Annotated in this window: 24 protein-coding genes; 6 read left to right on the forward strand and 18 right to left on the reverse strand. The window is 63.1% G+C overall.

The window, feature by feature from the left end:
* Nucleotides 1–5 precede the first annotated feature (5 nt).
* Nucleotides 6–788, reverse strand: coding sequence for a class II aldolase/adducin family protein (locus OXG30_14800; GenBank protein MCY4136157.1), 783 nt, complete (start codon nt 786–788; stop codon nt 6–8).
* 64 nt (nt 789–852) lie between these two features.
* Here OXG30_14800 and OXG30_14805 point away from each other — a divergent pair, with 64 nt between their 5' ends.
* Entirely contained in the window at nt 853–1,437 is a 585-nt protein-coding gene (locus OXG30_14805; protein ID MCY4136158.1) for a VOC family protein, read from the forward strand.
* A 4-nt stretch (nt 1,438–1,441) separates the two neighbouring features.
* Here the strand turns inward: OXG30_14805 and OXG30_14810 are convergent, their stop codons facing one another.
* A complete protein-coding gene (locus tag OXG30_14810) occupies nt 1,442–3,082 on the reverse strand; it encodes a class I adenylate-forming enzyme family protein (protein ID MCY4136159.1) in 1,641 nt (546 codons plus the stop codon).
* Between the two features lie 100 nt (nt 3,083–3,182).
* Here OXG30_14810 and OXG30_14815 point away from each other — a divergent pair, with 100 nt between their 5' ends.
* The 5 genes from OXG30_14815 to OXG30_14835 all read left to right on the forward strand — a co-directional run bounded on the left by OXG30_14815 (nt 3,183) and on the right by OXG30_14835 (nt 7,609).
* On the forward strand, nt 3,183–4,331 hold the full coding sequence (locus tag OXG30_14815; GenBank protein MCY4136160.1) for a DUF4143 domain-containing protein: 1,149 nt from the start codon (nt 3,183–3,185) through the stop codon (nt 4,329–4,331).
* 43 nt (nt 4,332–4,374) lie between these two features.
* Nucleotides 4,375–4,587 (forward strand): hypothetical protein, encoded by a 213-nt coding sequence (locus OXG30_14820; protein ID MCY4136161.1) that lies wholly within the window; start codon nt 4,375–4,377, stop codon nt 4,585–4,587.
* A 100-nt stretch (nt 4,588–4,687) separates the two neighbouring features.
* Nucleotides 4,688–5,770, forward strand: a complete 1,083-nt coding sequence (locus tag OXG30_14825; protein ID MCY4136162.1) for a DNA cytosine methyltransferase — start codon at nt 4,688–4,690, stop codon at nt 5,768–5,770.
* Between the two features lie 40 nt (nt 5,771–5,810).
* Nucleotides 5,811–6,713: a NaeI family type II restriction endonuclease gene (locus OXG30_14830; protein MCY4136163.1), complete on the forward strand. Its 903-nt coding sequence runs from the start codon at nt 5,811–5,813 to the stop codon at nt 6,711–6,713.
* Between the two features lie 74 nt (nt 6,714–6,787).
* Complete coding sequence (locus OXG30_14835; GenBank protein MCY4136164.1) at nt 6,788–7,609, forward strand: hypothetical protein; 822 nt, start codon at nt 6,788–6,790, stop codon at nt 7,607–7,609.
* Between the two features lie 263 nt (nt 7,610–7,872).
* Here OXG30_14835 and OXG30_14840 read toward each other — a convergent pair whose 3' ends face one another.
* The 16 genes from OXG30_14840 to OXG30_14915 form a co-directional block, all read right to left on the reverse strand.
* A complete protein-coding gene (locus OXG30_14840; protein ID MCY4136165.1) occupies nt 7,873–8,727 on the reverse strand; it encodes a site-specific DNA-methyltransferase in 855 nt (284 codons plus the stop codon).
* Between the two features lie 115 nt (nt 8,728–8,842).
* The gene (locus tag OXG30_14845) at nt 8,843–9,667 is read right to left on the reverse strand and encodes a class I SAM-dependent methyltransferase (GenBank protein ID MCY4136166.1); all 825 of its coding nucleotides are present in this window, start codon (nt 9,665–9,667) and stop codon (nt 8,843–8,845) included.
* A 49-nt stretch (nt 9,668–9,716) separates the two neighbouring features.
* The gene (locus tag OXG30_14850) at nt 9,717–11,291 is read right to left on the reverse strand and encodes an FAD-dependent oxidoreductase (GenBank protein MCY4136167.1); all 1,575 of its coding nucleotides are present in this window, start codon (nt 11,289–11,291) and stop codon (nt 9,717–9,719) included.
* 47 nt (nt 11,292–11,338) lie between these two features.
* On the reverse strand, nt 11,339–12,115 hold the full coding sequence (locus tag OXG30_14855; protein ID MCY4136168.1) for an ABC transporter permease: 777 nt from the start codon (nt 12,113–12,115) through the stop codon (nt 11,339–11,341).
* The gene (locus OXG30_14860; GenBank protein ID MCY4136169.1) at nt 12,112–13,089 is read right to left on the reverse strand and encodes an ABC transporter ATP-binding protein; all 978 of its coding nucleotides are present in this window, start codon (nt 13,087–13,089) and stop codon (nt 12,112–12,114) included. Before OXG30_14860 ends, OXG30_14855 begins: the two co-directional genes overlap by 4 nt.
* A gap of 62 nt (nt 13,090–13,151) precedes the next feature.
* A complete protein-coding gene (locus tag OXG30_14865) occupies nt 13,152–13,523 on the reverse strand; it encodes a nuclear transport factor 2 family protein (protein ID MCY4136170.1) in 372 nt (123 codons plus the stop codon).
* A complete protein-coding gene (locus OXG30_14870) occupies nt 13,520–14,626 on the reverse strand; it encodes an LLM class flavin-dependent oxidoreductase (protein ID MCY4136171.1) in 1,107 nt (368 codons plus the stop codon). Before OXG30_14870 ends, OXG30_14865 begins: the two co-directional genes overlap by 4 nt.
* Before the next feature lie 52 nt (nt 14,627–14,678).
* Nucleotides 14,679–15,497: a CoA-transferase subunit beta gene (locus tag OXG30_14875; protein MCY4136172.1), complete on the reverse strand. Its 819-nt coding sequence runs from the start codon at nt 15,495–15,497 to the stop codon at nt 14,679–14,681.
* Nucleotides 15,498–15,549: 52 nt separating this feature from the next.
* Nucleotides 15,550–16,440 (reverse strand): CoA transferase subunit A, encoded by an 891-nt coding sequence (locus OXG30_14880; GenBank protein ID MCY4136173.1) that lies wholly within the window; start codon nt 16,438–16,440, stop codon nt 15,550–15,552.
* Nucleotides 16,437–17,240 (reverse strand): SDR family oxidoreductase, encoded by an 804-nt coding sequence (locus OXG30_14885; protein MCY4136174.1) that lies wholly within the window; start codon nt 17,238–17,240, stop codon nt 16,437–16,439. The genes OXG30_14880 and OXG30_14885 overlap by 4 nt, the downstream gene beginning before the upstream one ends.
* Nucleotides 17,240–18,400 (reverse strand): acyl-CoA/acyl-ACP dehydrogenase, encoded by a 1,161-nt coding sequence (locus OXG30_14890; protein ID MCY4136175.1) that lies wholly within the window; start codon nt 18,398–18,400, stop codon nt 17,240–17,242. Before OXG30_14890 ends, OXG30_14885 begins: the two co-directional genes overlap by 1 nt.
* A gap of 49 nt (nt 18,401–18,449) precedes the next feature.
* The gene (locus tag OXG30_14895) at nt 18,450–19,835 is read right to left on the reverse strand and encodes an FAD-dependent oxidoreductase (GenBank protein ID MCY4136176.1); all 1,386 of its coding nucleotides are present in this window, start codon (nt 19,833–19,835) and stop codon (nt 18,450–18,452) included.
* 53 nt (nt 19,836–19,888) lie between these two features.
* Nucleotides 19,889–20,887 (reverse strand): LLM class flavin-dependent oxidoreductase, encoded by a 999-nt coding sequence (locus tag OXG30_14900; protein ID MCY4136177.1) that lies wholly within the window; start codon nt 20,885–20,887, stop codon nt 19,889–19,891.
* Nucleotides 20,888–20,911: 24 nt separating this feature from the next.
* Complete coding sequence (locus OXG30_14905; protein ID MCY4136178.1) at nt 20,912–21,445, reverse strand: VOC family protein; 534 nt, start codon at nt 21,443–21,445, stop codon at nt 20,912–20,914.
* A gap of 44 nt (nt 21,446–21,489) precedes the next feature.
* The gene (locus tag OXG30_14910) at nt 21,490–22,644 is read right to left on the reverse strand and encodes an acetyl-CoA C-acetyltransferase (protein MCY4136179.1); all 1,155 of its coding nucleotides are present in this window, start codon (nt 22,642–22,644) and stop codon (nt 21,490–21,492) included.
* Between the two features lie 38 nt (nt 22,645–22,682).
* Nucleotides 22,683–23,540, reverse strand: coding sequence for a bifunctional 5,10-methylenetetrahydrofolate dehydrogenase/5,10-methenyltetrahydrofolate cyclohydrolase (locus tag OXG30_14915; protein MCY4136180.1), 858 nt, complete (start codon nt 23,538–23,540; stop codon nt 22,683–22,685).
* Nucleotides 23,541–23,589 lie beyond the last annotated feature (49 nt).

Here is a 23,589-nt window from a genome sequence, read left to right on the forward strand (position 1 = left end):
CCCCGTCAGTTCAGCACTTCGGGGGCCTCGCGCAGCAGTCGCCGCACCGCCCCCTCCCAGTAGTACCGAACCGTCATGTGATGGCTGTTGACCGCGGCCTTCAGGGTGGGGCGTTGTTCGGGGGGTATCGGCACCGGGGTTTGGCCAACCTGCATGGCGCCGTAATTGAGCCGGCACACCCGCTCGAAGTTCGAGGCCCGGTACACGGCCTGCTCGGTGGTCTCCCCGGCGATGAGCACCCCGTGGTTGGCCAAGATCACCGCGGTGGCGCTGCCCACCGCGTCGGCCATGTGCTGGCCGCCGGCGGCGTCGTCCACACCGCCGGTATAGGTGCCGAACAGGGCGATGTCGCCGTCGAACATGCAGGCCTGCTGGTCGGTGATCTCGGGCAGCTTGTGCATGGTTGACAGGAGGCTGCCGTAGTAGGGGTGGTTGTGGATCACCACTCGGGCGTCGGGGCGAGCCCGGTGCATCTCAGTGTGGATGAACACCGCCGGGGTGACATCCCAGCGGCCTTCCAGCACTTCGCCATCGGCGTCAATCATCAAGATGTCGGAGGCGGTGATCTCGTTCCACCACAGCCCATAGGGGGTACACCACATGGAGCCGTCGTCGGCATCGTCTCGCACGACGGTGATGTGCCCGGCCACATCCAGCGCATACCCCTCGGTGTCGAGGATGCGGGCGGCGCAGGCGATCTTCTGGGGCACAGTGAGCGGCTGGTCTAGTCCGGGCATCACCCGGGGAAATCCGCTTTGTCCGGCGATGGCTTCGTCAAGCTTGCCCATACCCTGCTAGATAGCACACTTGGAAGCTGCTCAAAGAATGTGAGAACACCGGGAGGGGCGGGCTATGGGCTGGAGAACAATGGGCGATGCCGGATATCCGGCCCGTTTGGACTCGAATCCGGCGGTGTCGCCGCGCATTCAACGGTGGGATCACATCGGGATCGCAGTGCGCTCCATCGAGGCTGCCGTGCCGCTGTTTCGGGATGTGTTCGGCGGGCAGTTCGTAATGGGGGGCGACGACGTGCCGCTCGACATCCGCACCGCCATGTTCAAGCTGCCCGACACCGTGAAGGTGGAGCTGCTGGAGCCGCTAAACGAGCAGAGCTACCTGCGCCGCTTCATCGATAAACACGGGGAGGGGTTCCACCACGTGACCATCTTCGTGGACGACGTGGAAGCTGCCATCGTGGACCTAGAGGCCACCGGCTATGAGGTGGTGGATACCGACCTGAGCGAACCCCACTGGCGGGAGACCTATGTGCGGCCCAAGTCAGGGCACGGCTGCCTGTTCCAGATCGTCGACTCTGAGATCGACTGGCTCGAGCCCCATCCGCACTGCACAGTCGAGGATGTGATCGCGGGGAAGTGGCGTTGGTGGAGGAGCCAAATCTGGCACGTCGACCAATTGCCCGACGGCTATAGCGAGTAGGGGGTTACAGCCCCAGTTCGGCTTGGAGCTTTTCGGCTAGGCGGAATTTCTGGATCTTGGTGGCGGACATGGGCCATTCGTTGGGAGCCACGAACTGGACGTGGCGGGGGATCTTGAAGCTGGCGATCTGGCCTCGGCAGAACTCGATCAGCTCCTCCTCAGTGGCCTCGGCGTCGGGCTTGAGCTCGACGAATGCCGCTGGCACCTCGGCGTACTTCTCGTCGGGCAGGGGGACCACCTGGGCGATGGCCACCGCCGGGTGGGTTTGGAGGTAGCTCTCGATCTCCACCGCGGCCACGTTCTCGCCGCCCACCTTGAGCATGTCCTTGGTGCGACCCAGATAGCTGATGCGCCCATCCGGGTCGAGCGAGCCGATGTCGCCGGTGAAGAACCAGCCCTCCTCGTCGAAGCACTCGGCGTTCTTCTCCGGGTCCTTGTAGTAGCCCTCGAACACGTTGTAGCCCCGCACCCAGATCTCTCCCGGTTGGTTGGGCTCAGAGAGCGTTTCTCGGGTTTCGAGGTTCTTGATCTTGACCTCGATGCCCCGGAACGGGCGGCCCGACGACACCGCCCAGGTCTCCGGCGGGTCGTCGGGGCCGGAGAAGGACACCACGCCGCCGCACTCGGTGAGTCCGTAGGCATTCACATGGCGGGCCCAGGGGAGCAGGGCGTGGATGGCCCGCAGGGCATCGGGCGGTGCCACGTTGTTCATCAGCCGGATGCGCTGGAACTCGTCGGAGTCCCAGTCGGGGTGGTTGATCATGGCCTGGGTGACCGGAGGGAAGGTGGAGAAGCACACGGTGGCCTTCTCATCCCGCATCTGCGCGATGGCCTCGGCTGGGTCGAAGTGGGTGATGGTCACGTAGGACGACCCCGCGTCCAGGCAGCCGATGAGAGGGAGAATCGAGCTCATGTGGAACAGGGGGAGCGGGTCCCAGAACACGTCGGTGTCGGTCAGCTCGAACCGGGACCGGCATGCCGTGACCGCGGTGCGCACCAGCGACTCGTGGTTCAAGGGGCAGCCCTTGGGCTCTGCGGTGGTGCCCGAGGTGTAGATCATGAGGGCCTCGTTGCGGATGGCCACCCGGGTACGGAGCAACTCCACCTCGTCGTCTGTGGCATCGTCGGCGAGGGCTTCGAACGCAGACCGGTCCACCATTCCGGCCGGGGAAGAACTGCCCAGCAGCACTACTGCCTTCAGCTCGGGAGCAACATCGAGATCGAGATTGGCCGGATCAGCAGCTTCTGCCAGACCGGGCAGGCAGTCGTGGAGGATCACCACATAGTCGGTGAACTGGTCGATGATGTCGCTGGTGACCAGTACCTTCAGGTCGGCGTTCTCGGTGACGTAGGCCAATTCCCGCCCCTTGAAGCGGGCATTGATGGGAACCGGAACCGCGCCAATGAGCGCCACTCCAAACATCACCTCGATGAAGTCCATGCAGTTGGGCATGAGGATCCCCACCCGGTCTTGGGGTCGAACCCCTAGCCCCAAAAGCGACCGAGCCGACCGCCTGGCCGCGGCCTCCAACGAGTTGAAGCTGTGCCGGGTATCGGGAAACACCACCGCGTCCTGGTCCCCATACAACGCAGCCCCCCGCACCACCAGATCGCCATACGTGGTCACGTCAACCCAAGTGCTCATCCCCGTAGCTTCGCGCACCCTGCCAGTTTGTTGCCTCCCCAGGAGATGGAGAGATCGAAAAATGTATAGGTGTTGTCACTTTTCGGCTATTTTTGTCGACATGGTGTACACAAGGCTCTTGGCGGTTCCCGACAGGAGCTTCTTTCTGTTCGGCGTGCGAGGCGTGGGCAAGAGCACATGGGTGCGCATGATGTTGCCTGAAGCCACCCGCTTCGACCTGCTGGACGAGGCGCTGTTCACTGATCTGCTGGCCGATCCAGCGTTGTTCGGGAACCTCTTGTCAGGCGTTGAGCCAGGACACTGGGTGGTAGTGGACGAAGTGCAGCGCATACCCGCACTGCTCAATGAGGTTCACCGCCAGATTGAAGAACGAGGTATTCGCTTTGCATTACTGGGCTCCAGCGCCCGGAAACTCAAGACTGCGGGCACGAATCTGCTGGCTGGGCGGGCAGCTCGCAAGGCCATGTATCCGCTCACTCCGGCCGAATTGGGTGGCGATTTCGATCTAGACGAGGCCCTTCGCTTTGGAACCATCCCTCTGGTTTGGGCCGCCGATGACCGCCGTGAAGTCTTGGAGAGCTACACCCAGCTCTATCTTCGCGAGGAGATCAGAGCTGAGGCCGCGGTGCGGAATCTGCCCGGTTTCATTCGATTCCTCCCGGTGGCCGCGCTGATGCATGCCCAGACGCTCAATGTGGTTGGCTTGGCACGAGACACAGGAGTTGCCCGTCCCACCGTGGCCGGCTATCTGGAGGTGCTAGAAGACACACTGCTCGTAACCCGCTTGGAGGCGTTCGAGGCCAAACTCCGGGTGCGAGAGCGACGACGTCCCAAGCTCTATTGGGTCGACCCCGGCTTGGTGAGAGCAGCGAAGCGACAACTCGATCCGGTGACCGCCGAAGAGCGAGGCGCGTTGTTGGAGGGCTGGGTCTATGGGCTTCTAAGGGCCCACAACGAAACCCAAGCGATCTTCGATGCCATTGCCTATTGGTCGCCCACCGAGTCGGATGCTGAGGTCGACTTCCTGCTCACTCGCGGCAATGAGCATCTCGCCCTCGAAGTCAAGGCCTCGACCGGCTACAACACCACCATGCTGAAGGGCCTGCGAGCCATCGACGGCCTGGCTGGCTTGACACGCCGCATCCTTATCTACAACGGCACCCGCGACTTCCGAACCGAAGACGGGATCCACGTCTGGCCCGTCGACCAATTTCACGAAGCTCTCACCACTGACCGGCTTTGGCCCTGAGCAGTTACTGCGCCGTGTTTCCATGTTCTGGTAGACACAGTTTGTGGACCTGGTTATCAAGAACCTCGACGAAGAAGTTGCCCGGCGACTGGAGGAGCAGGCAGTTGCCGCTGGGGTACCGCTGCATTGGCATGTGCAAAACGAGCTAGCTCGTATTGCTTCCCGACTCTCACCTGCTGAGCTGGTCAGTGGCCGTCAGCCGATGAACCGATCAGAGTTCGAGGCCATACGGCAGCGCTTGCGTAGTCAGGCCTGACAATTCATACTGCGCGAAAGTGTCTCTCGCTTTCAGATAATGACATAAGTGTGAGTTGGAATCGCACTACCGTCTACACCAAGGAAGCGAGGGACCGAGGATGTCCAGAACCATCCGCTCGATTGATCTGTTCGCGGGGGCAGGGGGCTTGTCGCTGGGATTCGATCTAGCCAACGACGAACTCGACAGCATCAGGTTTGAGTCCGCTTTCGCAGTTGAGCACGATCCCGCAGCAGCGCTGACCTACAAGACCAATTTCGGCGTCACCGTGTACGACGGTGATATCGAAGGGTTTGACCCGATCACTTACCCAGAAGCGGAGGTCATTGTCGGTGGCCCTCCCTGCCAGGGGTTTTCCCCGCTCGGCCGTGACCGGGATGACCAGTCTCGTGCTGAGTTGAACGCACTCTGGGAGCACTATCTCGCTGCGGTCGAGCAAGTTGAGCCGTTGGCATTCGTCATTGAGAACGTCCCGGAGTTTCAGAAGTCGGCTGAGTTCGAAGAGCTGCTGAGACGACTCGCATCTCATCCGCTGTTACGCGAGTACTGCTATAGCTACGGAGTGCTGAACGCGGTGGACTATGGAGTTCCACAAAGCCGGCGGAGGGGAATCTTTATGGCGGTGAGAGGCAGGGAGGTTCCGTGGCCGCCACCCCCCACGCATGGGGGTGGTCCAATAGGCCAGGAACCGGCGCGGACGGTGCGGGATGCCATTGGGGATCTGCCACCGAAGCCAACGACAGACCAGCCAGTCATGAGAGACGGGTTTCAGGACCTGCATATCCGCCGGAACCCACGGCCGACTTCTCTAGAGCGATACCAGGCAATCCCCGAGGGCGGCAACCGGTTCGACCTCCAGCGAGCTCGACCCGACCTAACCCCTGCCTGCTGGGCCAACAAGCCGACCGGAACGACGGACGTTATGGGCCGGTTGTGGTGGGACAGGCCCAGCTTTACCATCCGCACCGAGTTCTACAAGCCCGAGAAGGGTCGCTACCTGCACCCCAGCGAGGACCGCCCCATCACCCACCGCGAGGCTGCTCGACTCCAGACCTTCCCAGATGTCTTCATTTTCGAAGGCACCAAAATCGAGATCGCCCGCCAGATCGGCAACGCCGTCCCCTCGCTGCTGGGCAAGGCCATCGCCCTCCATCTCGCAAAGCTGCTGGGGCAGGGACGGTAGGGATTGACCGTCAACAAGCTGTTTTGTAGAACTTCGGCCAGTGAACGCAAGACCAGATCCTGAATTAGAAGCGGTTGCCGATGAATTGATGGGCATTCGAGACTTCGAGAGCCGAGTAGCGACCGTCCTTCGGGACACGCTTGACCAGCTCTACGATGGCCAACGCACCGGACGGTACAAGTGGGATCAGCTTCACAAGACGGAAAAGACCCATTGCGGAACCTTGGTCGAGATCAACATGCAGCGCGAGTTCCAGTTCGCAGACGGCAAGAAGCTCGACTACAAGATCGCCAACATAGAAGTGGACTGTAAGTACTCGCAGAAGCTGGGCGGTTGGATGATCCCAGTAGAGGCTCGAGGCGAGTTGTGCATGGTGATCTGGGCTGATGACGGTAAGTCGGTTTGGACGCTGGGTTTGGTCAGAGCTCTCAAGGAGATGCTCACCAAGGGGGGAAATAGGGACAGGAAAGCCAGCCTCAGCCAAGACGGGATGTCATCAGTACGCTGGCTCTTCCAGGAAAGCGAACTCCCACCAAACGTCCTGCTCCAGATTCCAGAAGCTGACGTCAACCACATCATGGGGCCCAAGTCTGGGGCCGAAAGGATCCGACGCCTGTTCCGCACCGTGCAGGGCCAGCGGATAGGACGTGGTGTCGTGGCCACCGTCGCCCAACAAGCCGACTACATGAAGCGAATCCGCGGCAACGGCGGTGCCCGCAGCCAGCTCCGGGAAGAAGGCATCATCATCCTCGGCCAGTACGAGGCCCACCGCGAGATCGCTCGCCAACTTGGAATCACAGTCCCTGGCAAAGGCGAGTCAGTCAGCGCCCGGGTAAGGGTTTCTGATTCTTCTACTCCAGACTCTGTGCTGATCGAAGGTTCTTGGTGGTGTTTAGCACGAGAAGTAGATTCAGCGGTGAAAGCTCCTGATGTGTCCACTTAGTGAGAGCGGAAGACTTCAGCAGAGTTATGGCGGGATGGTTACGTACATGTCGAAGCACAATGGATGGCATTACAATGACAACAGATGCATTTGATGATCTAAAAAAACACTTCAAGGCAATGGCGATCGAGTTGAAGAGCAAAGGCGAACAAGCAAGCGTGTTTGCCCACACTTCGGACACCGGAACGGAACGGGAGGAAGCATATCGAACCTTTCTTGAGCGACATCTCCCAAAGACCTGCGATGTGTTCCTTGGCGGGTACTTGTTTGATATGAATGGAGCTAAATCCTCCCAGATGGATGTCATAGTTACCGATGGGCATACTCCTAGATTCGTTATGCCGGATGGCAGCAAGCACATTGCGCCATTGGAGGGATCAGTCGGTGTCGCTGAGATAAAATCTAAGTTGGACAAGGATTCACTGCTTAGGGCTCTAGAGGGATGCGCGTCGATCCCTGGTATGCCAGACAAAAGTGGGCTTGCCAACCCTATGTTGAAATTGCATGATGAAGGCTGGTTAGACACTCCCTATAAGGTGATCTTTGCTTATGATGGAGTGGCGGCAGATACACTTCTAGACCATCTCAATAGTTTCTATCTTGAACACAGCGATATAACTTTAGACAGACGGCCTAATGTCATTCATGTATTGGGTAAGTATATGATCATTCGAGTGGTTTCTGGAATATCCTTTCAGACAATTGGTGATGCACCAAGCGACGATTCTCTTTCGATCGGACAATTTGAGGCACTGACCGTTCAGCCTGATGTGTCTGCAATGCTTTGGATTATAAATGCCCTGCACAAAAAGGCCTCTACCGCTTCTCATCTCTTGTACAAATTTGATGCATGGCACGAAAACATTGTCATGCGTCTTGTGGCTGAGCCTGCCTGACGTCTGGCAGCATGTCCGACTCATGGCGCGGCTTTTGACACGGGGCTGATAACCGTTAATGGGGGGCTCAAAGTTCATCTGGCGCAGAAACTTGAGACGAGTACCCGTGCTGACCCCGGCGTTGACCAGTACCTCGGCCAGCGCTCAGACCAAAGTTGGTGATTCCAGAGCAGGGTGAGCGTCCTGGGGATACCTACTTGACCTGGCACCAAGAGCACGTCTTTCAGAGGGTCGTCGCGACCTGACGCTGAGCTCTTGATGGTTTATGACGTTTCGAGGAGCGCGTCGCAGTCGATGAGGGTGGGGTTGGTGGGTGCGAGGCGGCGGATCATCACTTGGATGGCTTCGGGGTTGTTGTCGATGAGGAGGTAGTCGCGGCCGTGTTTGGCGGCGGCTTCGCCGAGGGTGCCGCTGCCAGCGAAGAAGTCGAGCAGGAGGTCGCCTGGTCTTGAGTGGACCTTCACCAGGCGCTCGAGGACGCCGAGGGGCTTTTGGGTGGCGTAGCCGGTCTTCTCTTTGCCGTTGGGGCTCACGATGGTGTGCCACCAAACGTCGGTGGGGGTCTTGCCCCGGGCGGCCTTCTCCTTGCCGACCAGACCGGGGGCCATGTAGGGGATTCGATCCATCTCGTCGAAGTTGAACGTGTAGTCAGCAGGGTCTTTGGCGTACCACAGGATGCTGTCGTGCTTGGCCGACCACTTCTTCTTGGAGCGGGCTCCGTAGTCGTAGGCCCAGATGATCTCGTTCATGAACGAGTCCCGGCCGAAGATCTGATCGAGCAGCACCTTGCAGTAGTGGACCTCCCGGTAGTCGATGTGGAGAAAGAAACTGCCGGTGTCGGCTAGGACCCGGTGGGCTTCCTCGAATCGGGGGGCGAGAAATTCCATGTAGTCGTCGAAGGCGTCGTCATAGCCCGACTTGCCAAGGCGGATCGTCTGGTAGCGGCGACCGGCGAAGCCAGTTCGGTCGCCGTTGGTTTCGTCGTGAATGGTCTTGAACCGCTCGCGCTCTTGCCGCTTACCGGTGTTGAAAGGCGGGTCAACGTAAATGAGGTCGACGCTGGCGTCGGGCAAGCTCTGCAGCACCGGCAGGTTGTCGCCAAAGACGATCTTCCCCATCCCGGCCAATCCTAGTGGTCAGGCTCCGACCTACTGGGTATATTGAAAGATATTGAAATGACTGGAATCCACAGTTATTTCCACATATCCACAGAACTTGAGACTTCGAACCTGCCTACCAGGGTGCTGGTCTGAAGCGGAGGCCTAGCAGGACGGGGATTTCGTCTTCGAGGCTTGGCGGGATGTAGAAGTCGGTGTGTTGAGTGGGCGGTTCTTCCAGGGCGCTTTTGGTGACCTCGGCGAAGCCGTCCACCACTAGGCTGGCATCGAAAGCGAGGTTCAGCTCGTGGGAGATGGGCCGATGGAAGTTGAGTTGCTCTTGGGGTTGACCGGGCATCCCGACGACTTCTTGGGCCATCGGTGTGAGGTAGTGGGAGATGATGATTCCCTCACGTTGGTCCTCGCTGGCCAGTTCTCCTTCGACTGTGAATTGCAGGTTGCTGGGGTTCTTGAACACCGGATGCATGGTCACCACCACCGCCACGCCGCCAGGCTTCAGGCAATGGGCGATGGCGGTGAAGAGGTCTTCGCTGGCCGGGATGTCCATGAGTGCCATCGTGCATGTCACAAAGTCGAACGAGCCCGGCTCGACATGGTCGGCTGTTTCAGCCAGCGGGAAGCAGAGCCACTCGATTTCTGTGCTGCGGTCATACGGCTCGGCAAGCTCTAGGAAAGTCTTTGACTGGTCGGCTCCGGTGACTTGGGCCCCGAGTTCGACGAGCTGGCGAGCCAGGACGCCGCTGCCGCAGCAGAGGTCGATGCCTCGTTTGCCCTGGATATCGCCCAGCAGGTTAAGAGTGGTCGGTAGCACCAGGTTCCGGTGCCAGTCATTGCCGGCATCCCTGTGGCGGCTGTCGTAGTAGTGGGCCAGTACGTCCCAGTCGTCCTTCACCCGCTGGTCATGCTCGGCACTGGGTCGCTGACTCTTGGCATCAGACATGGGAAGTCGTGGTCCTAACTCGGTGGCAGCCGATCTGCCGCTGGCCACGCTAGCTGGCTGCCGTGGTGCCGGCGGCGCGGGCCGCGACCAGCATTGGGCCGATGGTGCCGCCTGCGCCGGGGTAGGCCGCGCCGAGGGGGCTGGCGGCGGCGTTGCCCACCGCGTAGAGCCCCTCGATGAGGCCGCCATCTTGGTGGCGGACCTGGCCATGGATGTCGGTTCGGGGGCCTCCCTTGGTGCCGAGGCAACCGGGATGGAGGCGAACGGCGTAGAACGGCGGCTCTTCAAGCGGGCCGAGCGTGGGGTGGGGGGCCGTCGGGTCGCCGACAAAGCGGTCGTAGATGGAGCGGCCCCAGCCGAAGTCGGGGTCGTCTCCGGTGACGGCCAGATGGTTGAATCGGGTTACCGAGGCAGCTAGCTCTTCGCTGTCTACGCCGATAGCGGTGGCTAGTTCGTCCAAGCTGTCGGCTCGATGCAGCCACTCCGGATCAGGGCCGTCTCTGCGGAGCGGCCCCAGGTGGTAGCGGCGGCGGTAGCCGGAGTCGAATACCAGCCAGGCGGTGGCCGCCGGGTATTGGAACCCGGTGGGGTCGAAGGCCTGCATGGCCCGGCCTACGTCGTTGTAGTTGCGGGCCTCGTTGGCGAACCGCCGTCCCCGTGAGTCCACCATCAGCGACCGGGGCCGAGCGCGCTCGGTGAGCACCAGCCGGTGGAATGGCTCGCCGTCGATGGCTTCTCCGAGCACGGTCATGGCCGGACACCACCACGCCTCGGCCATGTTGCCCAACTCAGCCCCGGCGGCTAGCGACAAGCGCAGCGCAGTCCCGTCCATGCCGGGGGCGCCTACCGGTCCGGTCATCGGCCCTCGCAGAAACGCCCGAACCAAGGCGGGATCGCGCTCGAATCCACCGGAGGCCAGGATCACCCGCCCGGTGATCACGTCAGGGCCGATCCGCACGCCGTTCACCTTGCCGCCTGACTGCGCCAAACCGTCCACGCCGACGCCGGTGAGTATTGCTGCCCCCAAGGCTTCGGCAGCTTCTACCAAAGAGGCGATCATCGATCGGCCCATGGTGATCACGCCGCTGCGGGTCCGGGCCGCTATGTTGTCACGGTCGAAGTCACCGGTGGCCAGTTCCCGGTACGTGATTGGGGCAGTCACATTGGGTGCCGTGCGGATGCGCTGGTCGAGCTCTGGCGACGCCCGGCGGGGCTGGGGCTCCAGGGGGCGATGGCCTGGTTTTCCGCCCGGTAGCTCGGGGTGGTAGTCGGGATAGGGGACCGTTTGCCACGAAAGCCCGGTGGTCGAATCCAGCCAATCGGCCACTGCGGGTGCCTGATCGGCGAAGTAGTCCAATAGCTCGTCGTCCACATCCCCTAGGCACAGCGCCTGCAAGTACTCGCGGGCCTCGGCAAGAGAGTCGTCCACTCCTTCAGCGGCCATCAGCCGGTTGGCCGGCATCCAGGCCAAACCTCCCGACAGCGCGGTAGTCCCGCCCAGCACCGGCGCTCGCTCCACCACAGTCACCTCGGCTCCCGACTGGGCCGCGGCCACCGCGGCGGTCAATCCGGCAGCCCCCGACCCGACAACCACTACCGAGGACATGTTGGGCTCAATTCTCAACCCGTCAGTCTCGGGGAGTCCAGCGGAACCATCGGGATCTCAGCGCGTCAGCTTCGGGGAGTCCAGCGGAACCACCGGGTGACGATGAGGACACCGGCCACACCCCACGCCACCATGACCAGCCAGTTGGTCACGGGCCAAATCGACTTGTCGCTGAGGGGGTCGAAACTCCCTTGCAGGGCCACCGCCAGATGCCTGATGGGGAATATGTCGCCGATCAGGGTGATTGCCTGGGGTGTTTCGTCAGTGGCTGGCACATAGACGTCAGAGACGAAGTAAAGCGGCAAGACGACCAGGTTGAGGAACGGTGGGCCGGCCGTCTCATTGGGAACCAGGTTGGTGAATGCCAACCCAAGGGCACAGAACACTGCGCCCCCAATGATCAAGGTCACGATCAGGCTGGGAACCGTCTTCCACAACAGATCCACGTCGTAGACCGCCCAGCCGATCAACGCCATCAGCACCGCCATCAGGGCGATAACGGCGTAGGCGGTGGCAACCAGGCCCCCCATGAATACCCAGGGACGTATTGGGGTGCCCCGCACTCTCTTGAGAATGCTCGTCTCCCGGCGAAAGACCGTGACGATAGCCAGATTCACAAAGGAGGCTTGGACCACCGACAACGCGATGATGCCCGGCACAAAGCGACTGGCCAGCTTCGGGCCGACCGGGGTGACCAAGTCATTGCCGAAGAGAGCGGTGAGCACGAACAAGAAGATGAGGGGCAGGACGACGGTGAAAAAGCTGGCCAATGGGTTGCGCCACAGCAGCACGAAGTCGAAGCGGGTCTGAGTCGCCAGCTGCTGGAGTCCCCGAGTGTTCATCGGTTTAGCCCTCCGGCGCGGTCGGCCTCGCCGATCAACGCCAGGTAGGTGTCTTCCAGTGTTGGGGTCTGCACTTCCAGCGACTCGATCTTGCGGCCCAGCCGCCCGGCTACCTGCAACAGTGCGGCAACGGTGTCGGTGACCTCGTTGGTGAGAATGGCAAGTCTGGTGGGGCCCTCAGCTGTGCGGGGGCTTGAGTCCCCAGGCTGGCCCGCCACATCAAGCACCGTTGCCGCGGCTCGAAGCTGGTCGGGCAATTCGTCCAAAGGCACCTCTTGGGCATTCCACGAGATCCGGGTTTGCAGCGATGCCGCCTCAGCCAGGTCTGCGGCCGTGCCCCTGGCAATGATTTTTCCGGCGGCGATCACTGAGATCCGGTCGGCCAGGTTCTGGGCCTCGTCCATGTAGTGGGTGGTGAGCAGAACGGTCACACCCAAGTCGCGCAGGCCGTCGATCATGGCCCACGCCTCCCGACGGGCGGTCGGGTCGAATCCGGTAGTGGGCTCGTCGAGGAACAGCAGCTCGGGGTTTCCCACCAGCGCTAAGGCCAGATCAAGCCTGCGACGTTGACCTCCCGACAAGCGCCCGACCCGTTGGTCGCGGTGGTCCGTCAAGGCCACCAGCTCGATCACCTCTTGCACTGGGCGAGGGGCGGGGAAGTACGCAGCCCACATGATCACCGTTTCGGCGACTGTCAGATACTCCTCGGGCTGGGACTCCTGCAACACGATCCCGATTCGCTCCCGCCAATCCAGGCCCGCACTGGCCGGATCTTGGCCGAGAACAGAGACTTCTCCGGCAGTTCGGGTCCGGAAGCCTTCGAGAATTTCGACCGTGGTGGTCTTGCCCGCGCCGTTCGGCCCCAAGAAGGCCAGAATCTCGCCTTCTTCCACGTGGAGGTCAACGCCGGCGACTGCTTCGTGCGCGCCGTAGGACTTGCGCAGTCCGGTTACCTCGATTGCCGGGTTGCGCATGGCGTTCACTCTGGGCGCTGCGGGAGGGCAGAGCTACTTCGGCGCGGGCTTTTAGAAGTGATTCAACTTTCTAGCATGGAGGCCAACGCAGCGGTGTCGAACCACTGGGAGAGGCGGCAGATGCGGCCATCTTCCACGTCGAAGATGTCTACGGCGTCGAAAGCCACCTCGGTGCCATCGGCCGTGGTGCCGTTGAAGGTGATCTCCGCCACAACAGTGCTGCCGGACTCCAGGAATCGGGTGGGATTGTCTTGGTGGACCGGGAATCGCTCGAAGATCTTCTGGAACATGGCGATGGCCTTGTCGGATCCGATGCGGGGCCGCGACCCGGAGGGGATCAGGTCGAGCTCGGGATGAAGCACCGAAGCCATGAACTCCCAGTCCTCGGCGTTGAGAGCCGCGAAGTAGTCCTTGACTGTCTCTAGGGGGCTCATCCGCTGCCTCTCAAAATGTCTTTGACCTCGCGCATGGCCTTGAATGACCATCCGGCCAACTCGGGGTCGCCGAAGGCGGTGACGTTCCACATGATCAAGTGGCGCAGACCGGCGTCGTAGTAGGTGCGGACCTCCTCGGCGATCTGCTCGGGGGTGCCGCAGAAGCAGTAGTAGTCCACCACCTTGGGGGGGATGCCGTCGATGATGGCCTCGGCCTGTGCCCGAGGCACCGACGCGGGGATCAGGTCGTGGAATCCCTCGGGGGGTTCCACCCCGAGTTCGCGGAAAATCTGTGGGGGCAGCATCACCATAATGGCCCGCAGCAAGGGTGCTTCTTGCATGAGCCGCAGCGTGGCCTCGTCGGGGGCGGCAAGCACGTAGGCCAGCAAGCCAGGGGTGACCGCCTCTGCGTCTCGGCCCGCCTCCACCGACGCCTGGCGGATCGTCGCCAACGAGTCGGCGTAGACCTCGGGCGCCAGCTTCGTAGGAAGCCATCCGTCGGCTAGCCGACCGGTGATGCGCAGCATCCGGGGACCGTGGGCCGCGGTCCAGATGGGTGGGGGAGTGTCCCCATAGGGCGACAGGCCCAGTACGGCGTCTTTCAGCTGATGGAACTTGCCCTCGTAGTTGATGGGACCATCGGCTCCCCACAGCGCCCGTATGATCTCGATGCCTTCCTCCAGGCGACCGACCGGGCGGTCGAAGTCCATGCCATAGGGGGTCACGTTCATTCGCTCGCCCGAGCCCAAACCCAAGATGGCCCGGCCCTGGGTCAGGTGGTCGAGGGTGAGGGCCATGTTGGCCACCATGGCCGGGTGGCGGCGGATCAGGTCGGTGACGACGGCCCCCACCTTGATGGTCTCGGTCTGGGCTCCTACTGCGCCCATCATCACCAGCGGATCGAAGTACACATGGCCACTGGGCTGTACGGCGGCCAGCGGACTCATGTCCGGGGTCCAGATCGAATCGGGGTGCCAGCCCATCAGATGGCACGGCCACCACAGAGCGTCGTATCCATCGGCCTCGGCCCGCTGGCCCAGTTCCACCGCCCGGTGGGCCGGGGGCATGATCTGGCCCGGAACGCCGATCTCGAGATCCTTCATCCGCTGTTCCTGTCGCTTGTTCGGACGGAGTGGCGCGATGCGGTGTGGTCTCTCATCCGCCGAATTCCCGGCGGCGCATGTTGTCGGGGTCGATGACATCGCGGATCAGGCGCACTTGCTCTGCGGTGGGCACCGCGGTGGTGGGTATCGGCCCCTCTGGTGCGGGCAGCTCGAAGCCAGTGGCTTCCTGTACCTGTTCGAAGGTCACTCCAGGGTGTAGCGATGCCACCTGCATGTGGCGGGTGTCGGGGTGGAAGTCCAGCACGCAGAGGTTGGTGATCACCAGCTCCGGTCCGCCCTCCAACCCAGCATCGGCCCGCTCGGAACCGCCCCCCAAGTACCCAGCACATGAGACGAAGTCCACATTCTCCACCAGCGAGCGGGGGTTGTGGTTGGGGTTCCAGTAGTAGAGCGCCTTGCCGATCGAGCCCATATCGCCCAAACCGGCGGTTCCCGGCAGGCGCACCCGAGGATTGTGGTAGTCAGCGCCGATCACCGAGTTATTGCCGTTGCCGTAGCGGTCGAGCTGAGCGGCCCCCACGCAGAACTTGGTGAGCCACCGGCCGTTGAGGGCGAAGTTCCAGAAGTCGCCGTACTGCTCCACGTACATGATGGAGTCACGCCACAATGGGGCTTCCAGGGTGGAGGCCGGGACCCGGTCGGGCCGGGGCTCAAGTCCCACCGCCCCAGCCAGCCACACCAGGTCGGGGGCATGGGTGAGTCGGGCCAGCCAGAAGGCGCTGACCGGCACGAACGAGGCCATGCCATTGCAGGCCTGGTCGCCGTCGGCGAAGCAGTCAGCCAGTCGAGCAATCATCAACTCGTCGATGGTCCAGTCCTCGGCCGGGGGGCTGTTGCGCCAGTCGCTCATCGTGTTCCTTCCGATGTCTTCCACCCGGACAATCTCCCGCCAACGAACACCCTCACGTCTGCTCCCAGTTCCCTAGGGCGGCTTGCCTCTCAGTTCCACCCACCGCCTCTAGGTAGGCAGCGTGATCGGCGGGACCGGTCACGTATTTCTCCATGAATCCGGCCACTGCCTCATCGTCGCGGGCTGCGCCGATCCATTCCAGGTGCATGGCGGTGTCGTAGCCATAGCGGGGAGAGAACGATGTGGGGTGGGCGCCGAAGGGCGCCTCGACCACCGCGTCCACCATGAAGCCTGGCAGCACGGTGCGGTCGGGATTGGCCCGCAGCACTTCGGAGTCCACGATCTCCTCGGCGGTGACGATCACCGTGGTGGCAGCCTTGGGCATGATCCCCAGATCGGGCCACAGCGCGGTGGGCTCGTAGCCGATGTTGCCGAATCGGTCGGCCTTGTGGGCATGCACCAGGGCCACATCGGGCACCAGCGCCTTGCAGGCCACCACCGATGGCCCGCCAAACGGGTCATCCAGCATCAGCAGGTTGTCGTTCAGGTCAATCAGGTCGGTGCCGATCAGTCCCCGGGTGGGCAAGAACGGCAGGTTGCGAGCCCCTGCCCCCAACCGGGCATTGAGCGCCGTTTCCGACAGCTCCTCCACTCGGATTGCGCCTGCCTCCACTGCTTTGCGGTAGCGCTGACACAGACCGAACTGCTCCATTGACACGGCCGCGCCGATGAGGCGGTTCATGGCTCCGGCGGCGGCCAGCCAGTCCACCGAGATGCCGCCCACCAAGCAGACCACCCCGAGATCCCGTCGGCCCTGGCGGATCAACTCTCGCACTAGTGCCATCGGCGCGGCCTGGGTGGCCATGTTCTGAATGGCCACGGTGTCTCCGTCGCGAACGAGGGCAGCCGCGTCCTCAAGAGTGGACAGCTTCTCGGCGCTCATAACAGCTCAACCATCTCTCGTCCTCCGTGGAGTTCGATCACCTGCCCAGTTGCATAGTCGGAGTCCGGTGATGCCAGCCAAGCGCAGGCCCCGGCCACGTCTTCGGGGGTGCCAGCGCGCCCGATGGGGATCTGGGCCTCGATGCGCTCGATGATCGCCTCGGGGATGCCCAGGCCGGTGTCATCGTCGCGAGCTCCGGTGAGCCGGGTGCCGGCTATGTAGCCGGGGGCTACCGCGTTGACGTTGATCCGGTGACGGGCCCACTCCCGAGCCAGAGACTTGGTGAGCGCGATCACCCCGCCCTTGGCTGCGGAGTAGTTGACGTTGCCGGCGATTCCGTAGATGCCGTTGATGGACGCCATGTTCACCACCTTGCGGTGATGGCCTGGCGGGTTGTCGCGACTGCCCCGCAGCAGGGGGAAGGCCGCTCGGCACAGGTTGAACGTGCCCGTAAGGGCCACGTCGCAGACGAGGTTCCACTGCTCGTCGGTCATGTTGTGGGCCATGGCATCGGCGGTGATGCCGGCGTTATTGACCAGGATGTCCAACCGGCCGAATGAGTCTTGGGCGGTGTTCAACATCGCCTCGATGTCGTCATGGTCGACCACCGAGCCGGGTGCCGCAATGGCCTTTCCACCCGCGCCGGCAATAGCGGCTGCTGCCTCCTGGGCCACGTCGCCGTCTAGATCGTTCACCACGACGGCGGCGCCATCCCGGGCCAAACGGGCCGCTACCGCCAACCCGATGCCGCGTCCAGCGCCGGTAATAAGCGCCACCCGGTTGTCCAATGGCCTGGCCACTAGAAGCTGCGTGGGAGCCCGAAGGTCTCGGCGATGCTGTTCCTGGCCATTTCGTTGGTGATGGGCCCAATGCGATACAGGCGGCTGTCTCGCCAGTAGCGCTGAGGGTGAGTCTCCAGGGCGTAGCCCATGCCCCCCAGCACCTGGATGGCAATGTCAGAGCACTTGCCGGCGTACTCCGAGGCCACCACCTTGGCCATGTTGGCCTCACGGCCGCAGTCCTCGCCCGACTCCGACTTCCAGGCTGCGTAGTAGGTCATCAGCTCGGCCTGCTTCTGCATCATGGCCATGTCGGCCAGGTTCTGGTGCCACACCTGGAACGAGCCGATCTTCTTGCCGAAGGCCTCCCGCTCCATCAAGTAGCTCATGGCCTCCTCGATGCAGCCGTCGATGATTCCGGTGCACAACGCGGCCACCATGATCCGCTCGTTGTTGAGAGTGGACAGCATTTGGTAGAAACCCTGGCCCGGCTGGCCCACCACGTACTCGTCGGGCACGAACACGTCGTCGAGGAACACCTCGCACGATCCCACCGACTTCATGCCCACCTTGGGGATTTGGCGGCACTCCAAGCCCTCCGAAGGCTGTTTCACCAAGAACAGGGTGACCCCCCGGGCCGGCTTGTCGACGATGTCCTCGGTGCGGGCCATCAAGAACAGGTAGTCGGACACGTGGGCCGCGGTCGACCAGATCTTCTGGCCGGTGATGCTCCACCCGCCGTCCACCTTGGTGGCCCGGGTGCGCATGGCCCCCATGAGGTCGGTGCCCCCCGACGGCTCGGTGACGGCGATGGCCACCCGCAGCTTGCCTTCGGCCAACTGGGGGATCAGCTCCTCGCGGGCCACGTCAGAGGCGAACTTGTTGATCGACTTGGCGCAAAACGAGGAGATGCCGAAGATCCAGGTCAGCCCGGCCAGCGAGCGGGCCAGTTCTCGGGTGAGGATCATCTGGGTGACCACATCGCCGCCCTGTCCACCCAGTTCGGGGGGCAGACCGATGGCGTGGAACCCGGCCTCGGACATCTTGTCCCACAGCTCGAACGGGTACTCGAACTCCTGGGCCTCGTAGTCGCGGGCCGCATCCTTGGGGCATTCCTTCTCGACCCAGTTGCGGACCATCTCTTGGAACATCGTCTGCTCGTCGGTGAGGGTGAACTCCATCTGCTATTCGCTCCTTGCTCTGCTCAATCAGTCTGTCAGTTGGCCGTGCTCAATAGCGCCAGCCGTCGCCGAAGGTGGGGATGCGGCGGCCCAAGATGTCCTCAACGCAGGTGAGGGCGGCCCGGGCCGACCGGTCGGTGCCGATGCCTCGGCTGCGGAAGGTCTCGCTGGCGAAGTACAGGCCGTCGACGGTGGGGGCTCGCCAATGAGGTCGGAACTTGCCCACCAGCATGGGCTTCTGCGCCACGCCGAAAGCGGGGTCGAACACGTACAAGCGCCTCTTCCACACGTGCTCGGCCAGGCCGGGATACATCACGTACAGACCCTGCTCGAGGCGGTTGTACATGTCCTCGATGTAGCGCCGGTCCCGCCCGCGGGAGCCGGGAACGATGCCCCCGGTGCAGTACAGGTGGAGCCCATCGGGAATGCCGTTGGGGTCCATGGCCGCTTGGTCGTACATGTAGCCCGGCGTCGGGCTGTGGGGGGTGGCTAGCCAAGTAGCCAGCTCCCGGGGGTCGAACATGGTCACCGGTTCCTCGGTGGCGAAGTAGAGGTTGAGCATGGTCACCCGATACTGGTCTTGGGCCAGATAGCGAATCTGGCTGGTGTACCACTCAGGCAGCTCCCACTCGGGCACCACGTTGAACACGTTCCACACCGGCAGCGTGGAGATCACCGCGTCGCACTCGATTACCTCGCCGACGTCGTAGTCGACGGGCACTTTGGGCTCATGGGGGATGGACACGCCCACCACGGCTCCGTTCTCGATCAGCACGCGGCCGGCCGGGGTCTGCATCCGCAGCTCGCCGCCGTGTTCGGTGAAGCCGTCGGCCAGGTCCTGCCACATGCCGTCCCAGCCCTGGCCCGGCCAGCAGGAGTAGGCGGCCATGTGCCGCTCCTCGTAGTGCATCTTGCGCACCCACAGGTTGTCGCTGGCCGAATGGTCGTACCATTCGTCGGTCATGCACTCCAGCACGGCGATGAACTCGTAGAGGTCGTATACCCCCTGGTCAGAGGTGTGCTGGGCCAGCCATTCCCGCATGGGGCGGTCGTCCCATTCCTCCAGCTCGTCCCATGTGCTCTCGGTGATGGCCTTGATGACCTTCTTCACCTCGGTCTTGTCGGGGTAGCGGTCGCGGATCGACCCCCACGTTTGGGTGTCGTTGTCCCAGATCGGCATGTCGTGGGACACCTCGCCGTGGATCAGCTCTTTACCCACGTGCTCGAACACCTTGGTCAGGCCCGACCCGGGGTCTTCGATGAGGTGTCCGCCCAAGTTCACCTTGAAGCCATCGTCGTCAGCTGCCAGGGCACGGCCACCCAGGAATGGCGAGCGTTCCAGAAGGGTGACCGATTTGCCTTCAGCGGCCAGAAGGGCTCCAGCGCTCAGCCCGGCCGCACCAGCGCCGATGACGACAACGTCGCATTTGGTCATGGGGGGATACTAAGAGCGTGGGTCGATGGTCGGCACTTTATGAAGGCGGCCCCTCAGGGGTTGGCAATCTCCCTCAGGGCGTCCACCGTGGCCTGTGGGCCGACGTCGTCGCCGACGTGGGCGCCGGTGAGCAGCACAATGGGGAGGTCGACCCCGGCCGCCCTATAGGCGTCAATTCGCTCAGCCAGCATGTCGGGCCCGAGGGCGCATTGGGCCAGCACGGCCTCGTCGGGAACCAGCGAAAGGGCTGCGGCCCGGTCGCCCTTCTGCCAGGCCTCGGCGACTTCGGGCAAGTTCTCGAACGTGCCGACGAAAGCAGGCTGGTGGGTGGGAACCATGGAGTAGGCCAGCACCTGACGCCGCATCCGCTCCAGGGCTTGCTCAGGGTCGGGGCCGGCATAAGCCCAAAACGACAGCACGGTGGTGACGTCTTGCCGCTCGCGTCCAGCTTCATCAGCCGCGGCATCGACGATTTCGCGTTTGGGAGTTACTTCCGACGGCGGACACCAGGTCATGAACGCCGCTTCGGCGATCTCACCCGCCAATGCCAGCATCCGGGGGTTGATGGCTCCTAGCCAGACGGGCACGTCCACCGCGGGCAAATCGAGCCGGAAACCCTTGGACCGGAACCGGGGGCCATCGTGATTCAGCTTCTCGCCAGCTAGGGCGGCTCGCAGCAGCGCGATGAACTCCCTCACGGTGGCCAGAGGCTGCTCGAAGTCTCTGCCGTGCCAGCGTCCCACCACGATGGGGCTGCTGGCCCCGATGCCGGCGACCACCCGTCCTGGGGCCAGCGAGGCCAGGGTGGCGAACCCCATGGCGGTGAGGGCGGGGGAGCGGGTATAGGCGGCCACGATGCCCGAGCCCAATCTGATGCGCTCGGTGCGGGCGGCCATGGCCCCCAGGGTGGCAAACACCTCGGGACCGGCTACCTCGCCCACTAGGGCAGTGTCGATCCCAGCCTGTTCGGCATGAACGACGAGATCAGTCAGCCATCCGATCGACAGGCCGTCCTCCACCGGCATGGTGATGGCCACCGGAAAGTCGGTCATCTCTTGATTGCGCTGGGCGTTCTGCTAGCCGGCGAAACGGTCGTGGAGCTCGTCGGCTAAAGGCTGGTTCTCGGCGTTGTCGGGGTGGGGGAGCCACTCGTCGCCCACCGACAGGTAGCGGGTGGCCAGTTCGATCAGCGGGCCGTGGGCCTTGTCGGGCGGGATGAAGTTCCACTTGAGCCACGGCTGGCTGTCGGGATTGCTGGGCTCGTCCATTACCAGTGGGATGTCGGCTTCCCGCACGCCGTCGATCATGGTGTCGAAGTCGTCGGAGCAGAAGGCGATGTGGTGGACGTACTCGCCTCGCTTGGCCAGCACCTTGTCGGGCCAATGTCCGGCCTCAGCCGGCGACCAGAGCTGGATAGACACGCCGGTGGGATCTGGGTTCTGGAACGTAACCCACTCCATGGGGGTGCCATCCATGTCGTCGGCCCCTGCCCCTCGGGTGACCTTCATGGTGTGGCCGGGGGCCAGCACTTCGAGGATCTGGCGCCAGTCCTCTTCAGCCTGAACCAGGTCTTTCACCAGCAATGAGATGTGGTCGATGTGGATGCCCATTGTCTTAGCTGTCTCCTCGGGGATCTCTCTGTGAGCTTTCTTGGCTACGCGGCCAGGTTCTCGATGATGGTGGCGTTGGCCAAGCCGCCGCCCTCGCACATGGTTTGGAGTCCGTAACGGCCACCAGAGCGCTCTAGCTCATTGAGCAGGGTGGTCATGATGCGGGCGCCGCTGGCCCCCAGCGGATGGCCTAGGGCGATCGCCCCGCCGTTCACGTTCACCTTGTCCATGTCCACGCCGGTCTCCTTGGCCCAGGCCAGCACCACCGAGGCAAAAGCCTCGTTGCACTCGAACAGGTCGATGTCGTCGAGCCCCATGCCAGCTCGCTCCAGCACCTTGGTGGTGGCCGGAATGGGGCCGGTGAGAATGAGCACCGGATCGCTGCCCACCACCGCCATGGTGTGGACTCGAGCCCGGGGAGTGAGGCCGTGCTCAGCCACCGCCTTCTCGGAGGCGATGAGCAGCGCAGCCGATCCGTCGGTGATCTGACTGGAGTTGGCCGCGGTCAGCGGGCCGTGCTCGGAGAAGGGGCGCAGCTTGGCCATCTTCTCCATCGAGGTGTCGGGTCGGATGCCCTCGTCGCGGCTGCATTCGCCGACTGTTTGCACCTCACGCTCGAACCGGCCCTCTTCCCAGGCCCGGGCCGCATTCTGGTGGCTGCGCAGGGCGAGGCTGTTCATGTCCTCCAGAGTGACATCCCACCGCTCGGCAATCAGGTTGCCGCCCCGGAACTGGTGGACCTCCTCGTCGCCGAAGCGCTCGGCCCAGCCGTCGCCGTCGAACGGGTAGCGCATGCCCAGATCAGGTCCCACGTCGCCCTGGCTGTTGAGGGTGATGAGACTCATTACCTCCACACCGCCGGCCACCACCAGATCTTGGGTGCCCGACATGACGCCTTGGGCGGCGAAATGGACGGCCTGCTGTGACGAACCGCATTGGCGATCGATGCTCACCGCCGGGACGTGCTCGGGAAGCCCGGCCGACAGCCAGGCGTTGCGGGCCACGTTGAACGCCTGGGCGCCGATCTGCCCTACACAGCCCATGATGCAGTCGTCCACCGCACCTGGGTCCACGCCGGTGCGGTCGATCAAACCGCTCAGGATGTTGGCGCCGAGGTCGGCCGGGTGCAGGTGGCTCAGTCCTCCGCCAAATCGGCCCATAGGGGAGCGAACTGCGTCGATGATGTAGGCGTCGGCCATGTCGGTGCTTTCTGGTTGTTGATGTTGGTCGTGGGTCTTCAGCCCACGGCCCGCTCGGCGGCGGCCACGGTGTTGGCCATAAGCATGGTACGGGTCATCGGTCCCACCCCACCGATTCGAGGCGAAAGCCAGCCCGCCACCTCGGTTACATCGTCGTCCACGTCCGAAACCAGCTTGCCGTCGGCAAAGCTCACCCCGGCGGCCACCACCGCTGCGCCGGGCTTGACCATGTCGGCCTTCACCATGCGGGGCGCCCCGGCCGCGGCGATGAGGATGTCGGCGGTCTTGGTATAACGAGCAATGTCGCCCGCCCCGGTATGAACCACGGTGACCGCTGCGTTGGCGTTGGGCCGCTTCAGCGACAACAAGTTGGCCAACGGCCGGCCGATGGTGAGGCCCCGCCCGATGATGACCACGTGCTGGCCGGCGATTGGGATCTCGTAGCGCTCCAGCATGAGCTGAATGCCCCGCGGCGTGCAGGCCAACGGGGCATCCACCCCCTGGACCAGCCGCCCCAGATTCACCGGGTGGAGGCCGTCAGCATCCTTTTCGGGCATTACCCGCAACAGGGCCGTCTCGTAGTCGAGGTGGTCGGGGAAGGGGTACTGCATGATGTAGGCGTCAACTGCCGGATCGGCGTTGAAGTCGTCCACCACGGCGTCGACCTCTTCCTGGGATGCATCAGCAGGGAGGTGGACCTCCCGAGAACCCATTCCCAGCTCCTCGCTGTCGCGGTGCTTCATGGCCACATAGTTGGCCGACGGCCCGTCGTCGCCCACCAACAGCGTCCCCAATCCCGGGGTCACGCCCTTCTCGGCCAGCGCGGCGATCCGCTCGCGCAGGCCTTCTTTGATTTCAGCTGACAGCATTTCGCCGTCGAGTTTGATAGCAGTCATCGCCCCCAACTTAGTTGTGATGATTGGTAATTGAAGGACGTTCGCAATG

The organism is bacterium, from assembly GCA_026708015.1.
In the GTDB taxonomy this organism is placed as follows: domain Bacteria; phylum Actinomycetota; class Acidimicrobiia; order Acidimicrobiales; family Bin134; genus Poriferisocius.

Excerpts from the sequence above, each read along its gene's own strand:
- OXG30_14890 (MCY4136175.1), bottom strand. The coding sequence starts at position 18,400 with ATGGAGTTCACCCTCACCGACGAGCAGACGATGTTCCAAGAGATGGTC.
- OXG30_14900 (MCY4136177.1), bottom strand. The coding sequence starts at position 20,887 with ATGACCGACTTTCCGGTGGCCATCACCATGCCGGTGGAGGACGGCCTG.
- OXG30_14810 (MCY4136159.1), bottom strand. The coding sequence starts at position 3,082 with ATGAGCACTTGGGTTGACGTGACCACGTATGGCGATCTGGTGGTGCGG.
- OXG30_14860 (MCY4136169.1), bottom strand. The coding sequence starts at position 13,089 with ATGCGCAACCCGGCAATCGAGGTAACCGGACTGCGCAAGTCCTACGGC.
- OXG30_14840 (MCY4136165.1), bottom strand. The coding sequence starts at position 8,727 with ATGGGGAAGATCGTCTTTGGCGACAACCTGCCGGTGCTGCAGAGCTTG.
- OXG30_14880 (MCY4136173.1), bottom strand. The coding sequence starts at position 16,440 with ATGAGCGCCGAGAAGCTGTCCACTCTTGAGGACGCGGCTGCCCTCGTT.
- OXG30_14845 (MCY4136166.1), bottom strand. The coding sequence starts at position 9,667 with ATGTCTGATGCCAAGAGTCAGCGACCCAGTGCCGAGCATGACCAGCGG.
- OXG30_14870 (MCY4136171.1), bottom strand. The coding sequence starts at position 14,626 with ATGAAGGATCTCGAGATCGGCGTTCCGGGCCAGATCATGCCCCCGGCC.
- OXG30_14805 (MCY4136158.1), top strand. The coding sequence starts at position 853 with ATGGGCTGGAGAACAATGGGCGATGCCGGATATCCGGCCCGTTTGGAC.
- OXG30_14865 (MCY4136170.1), bottom strand. The coding sequence starts at position 13,523 with ATGAGCCCCCTAGAGACAGTCAAGGACTACTTCGCGGCTCTCAACGCC.
- OXG30_14895 (MCY4136176.1), bottom strand. The coding sequence starts at position 19,835 with ATGACCAAATGCGACGTTGTCGTCATCGGCGCTGGTGCGGCCGGGCTG.
- OXG30_14825 (MCY4136162.1), top strand. The coding sequence starts at position 4,688 with ATGTCCAGAACCATCCGCTCGATTGATCTGTTCGCGGGGGCAGGGGGC.
- OXG30_14875 (MCY4136172.1), bottom strand. The coding sequence starts at position 15,497 with ATGAGCGACTGGCGCAACAGCCCCCCGGCCGAGGACTGGACCATCGAC.
- OXG30_14910 (MCY4136179.1), bottom strand. The coding sequence starts at position 22,644 with ATGGCCGACGCCTACATCATCGACGCAGTTCGCTCCCCTATGGGCCGA.
- OXG30_14915 (MCY4136180.1), bottom strand. The coding sequence starts at position 23,540 with ATGACTGCTATCAAACTCGACGGCGAAATGCTGTCAGCTGAAATCAAA.
- OXG30_14855 (MCY4136168.1), bottom strand. The coding sequence starts at position 12,115 with ATGAACACTCGGGGACTCCAGCAGCTGGCGACTCAGACCCGCTTCGAC.
- OXG30_14815 (MCY4136160.1), top strand. The coding sequence starts at position 3,183 with ATGGTGTACACAAGGCTCTTGGCGGTTCCCGACAGGAGCTTCTTTCTG.
- OXG30_14800 (MCY4136157.1), bottom strand. The coding sequence starts at position 788 with ATGGGCAAGCTTGACGAAGCCATCGCCGGACAAAGCGGATTTCCCCGG.
- OXG30_14905 (MCY4136178.1), bottom strand. The coding sequence starts at position 21,445 with ATGGGCATCCACATCGACCACATCTCATTGCTGGTGAAAGACCTGGTT.
- OXG30_14835 (MCY4136164.1), top strand. The coding sequence starts at position 6,788 with ATGACAACAGATGCATTTGATGATCTAAAAAAACACTTCAAGGCAATG.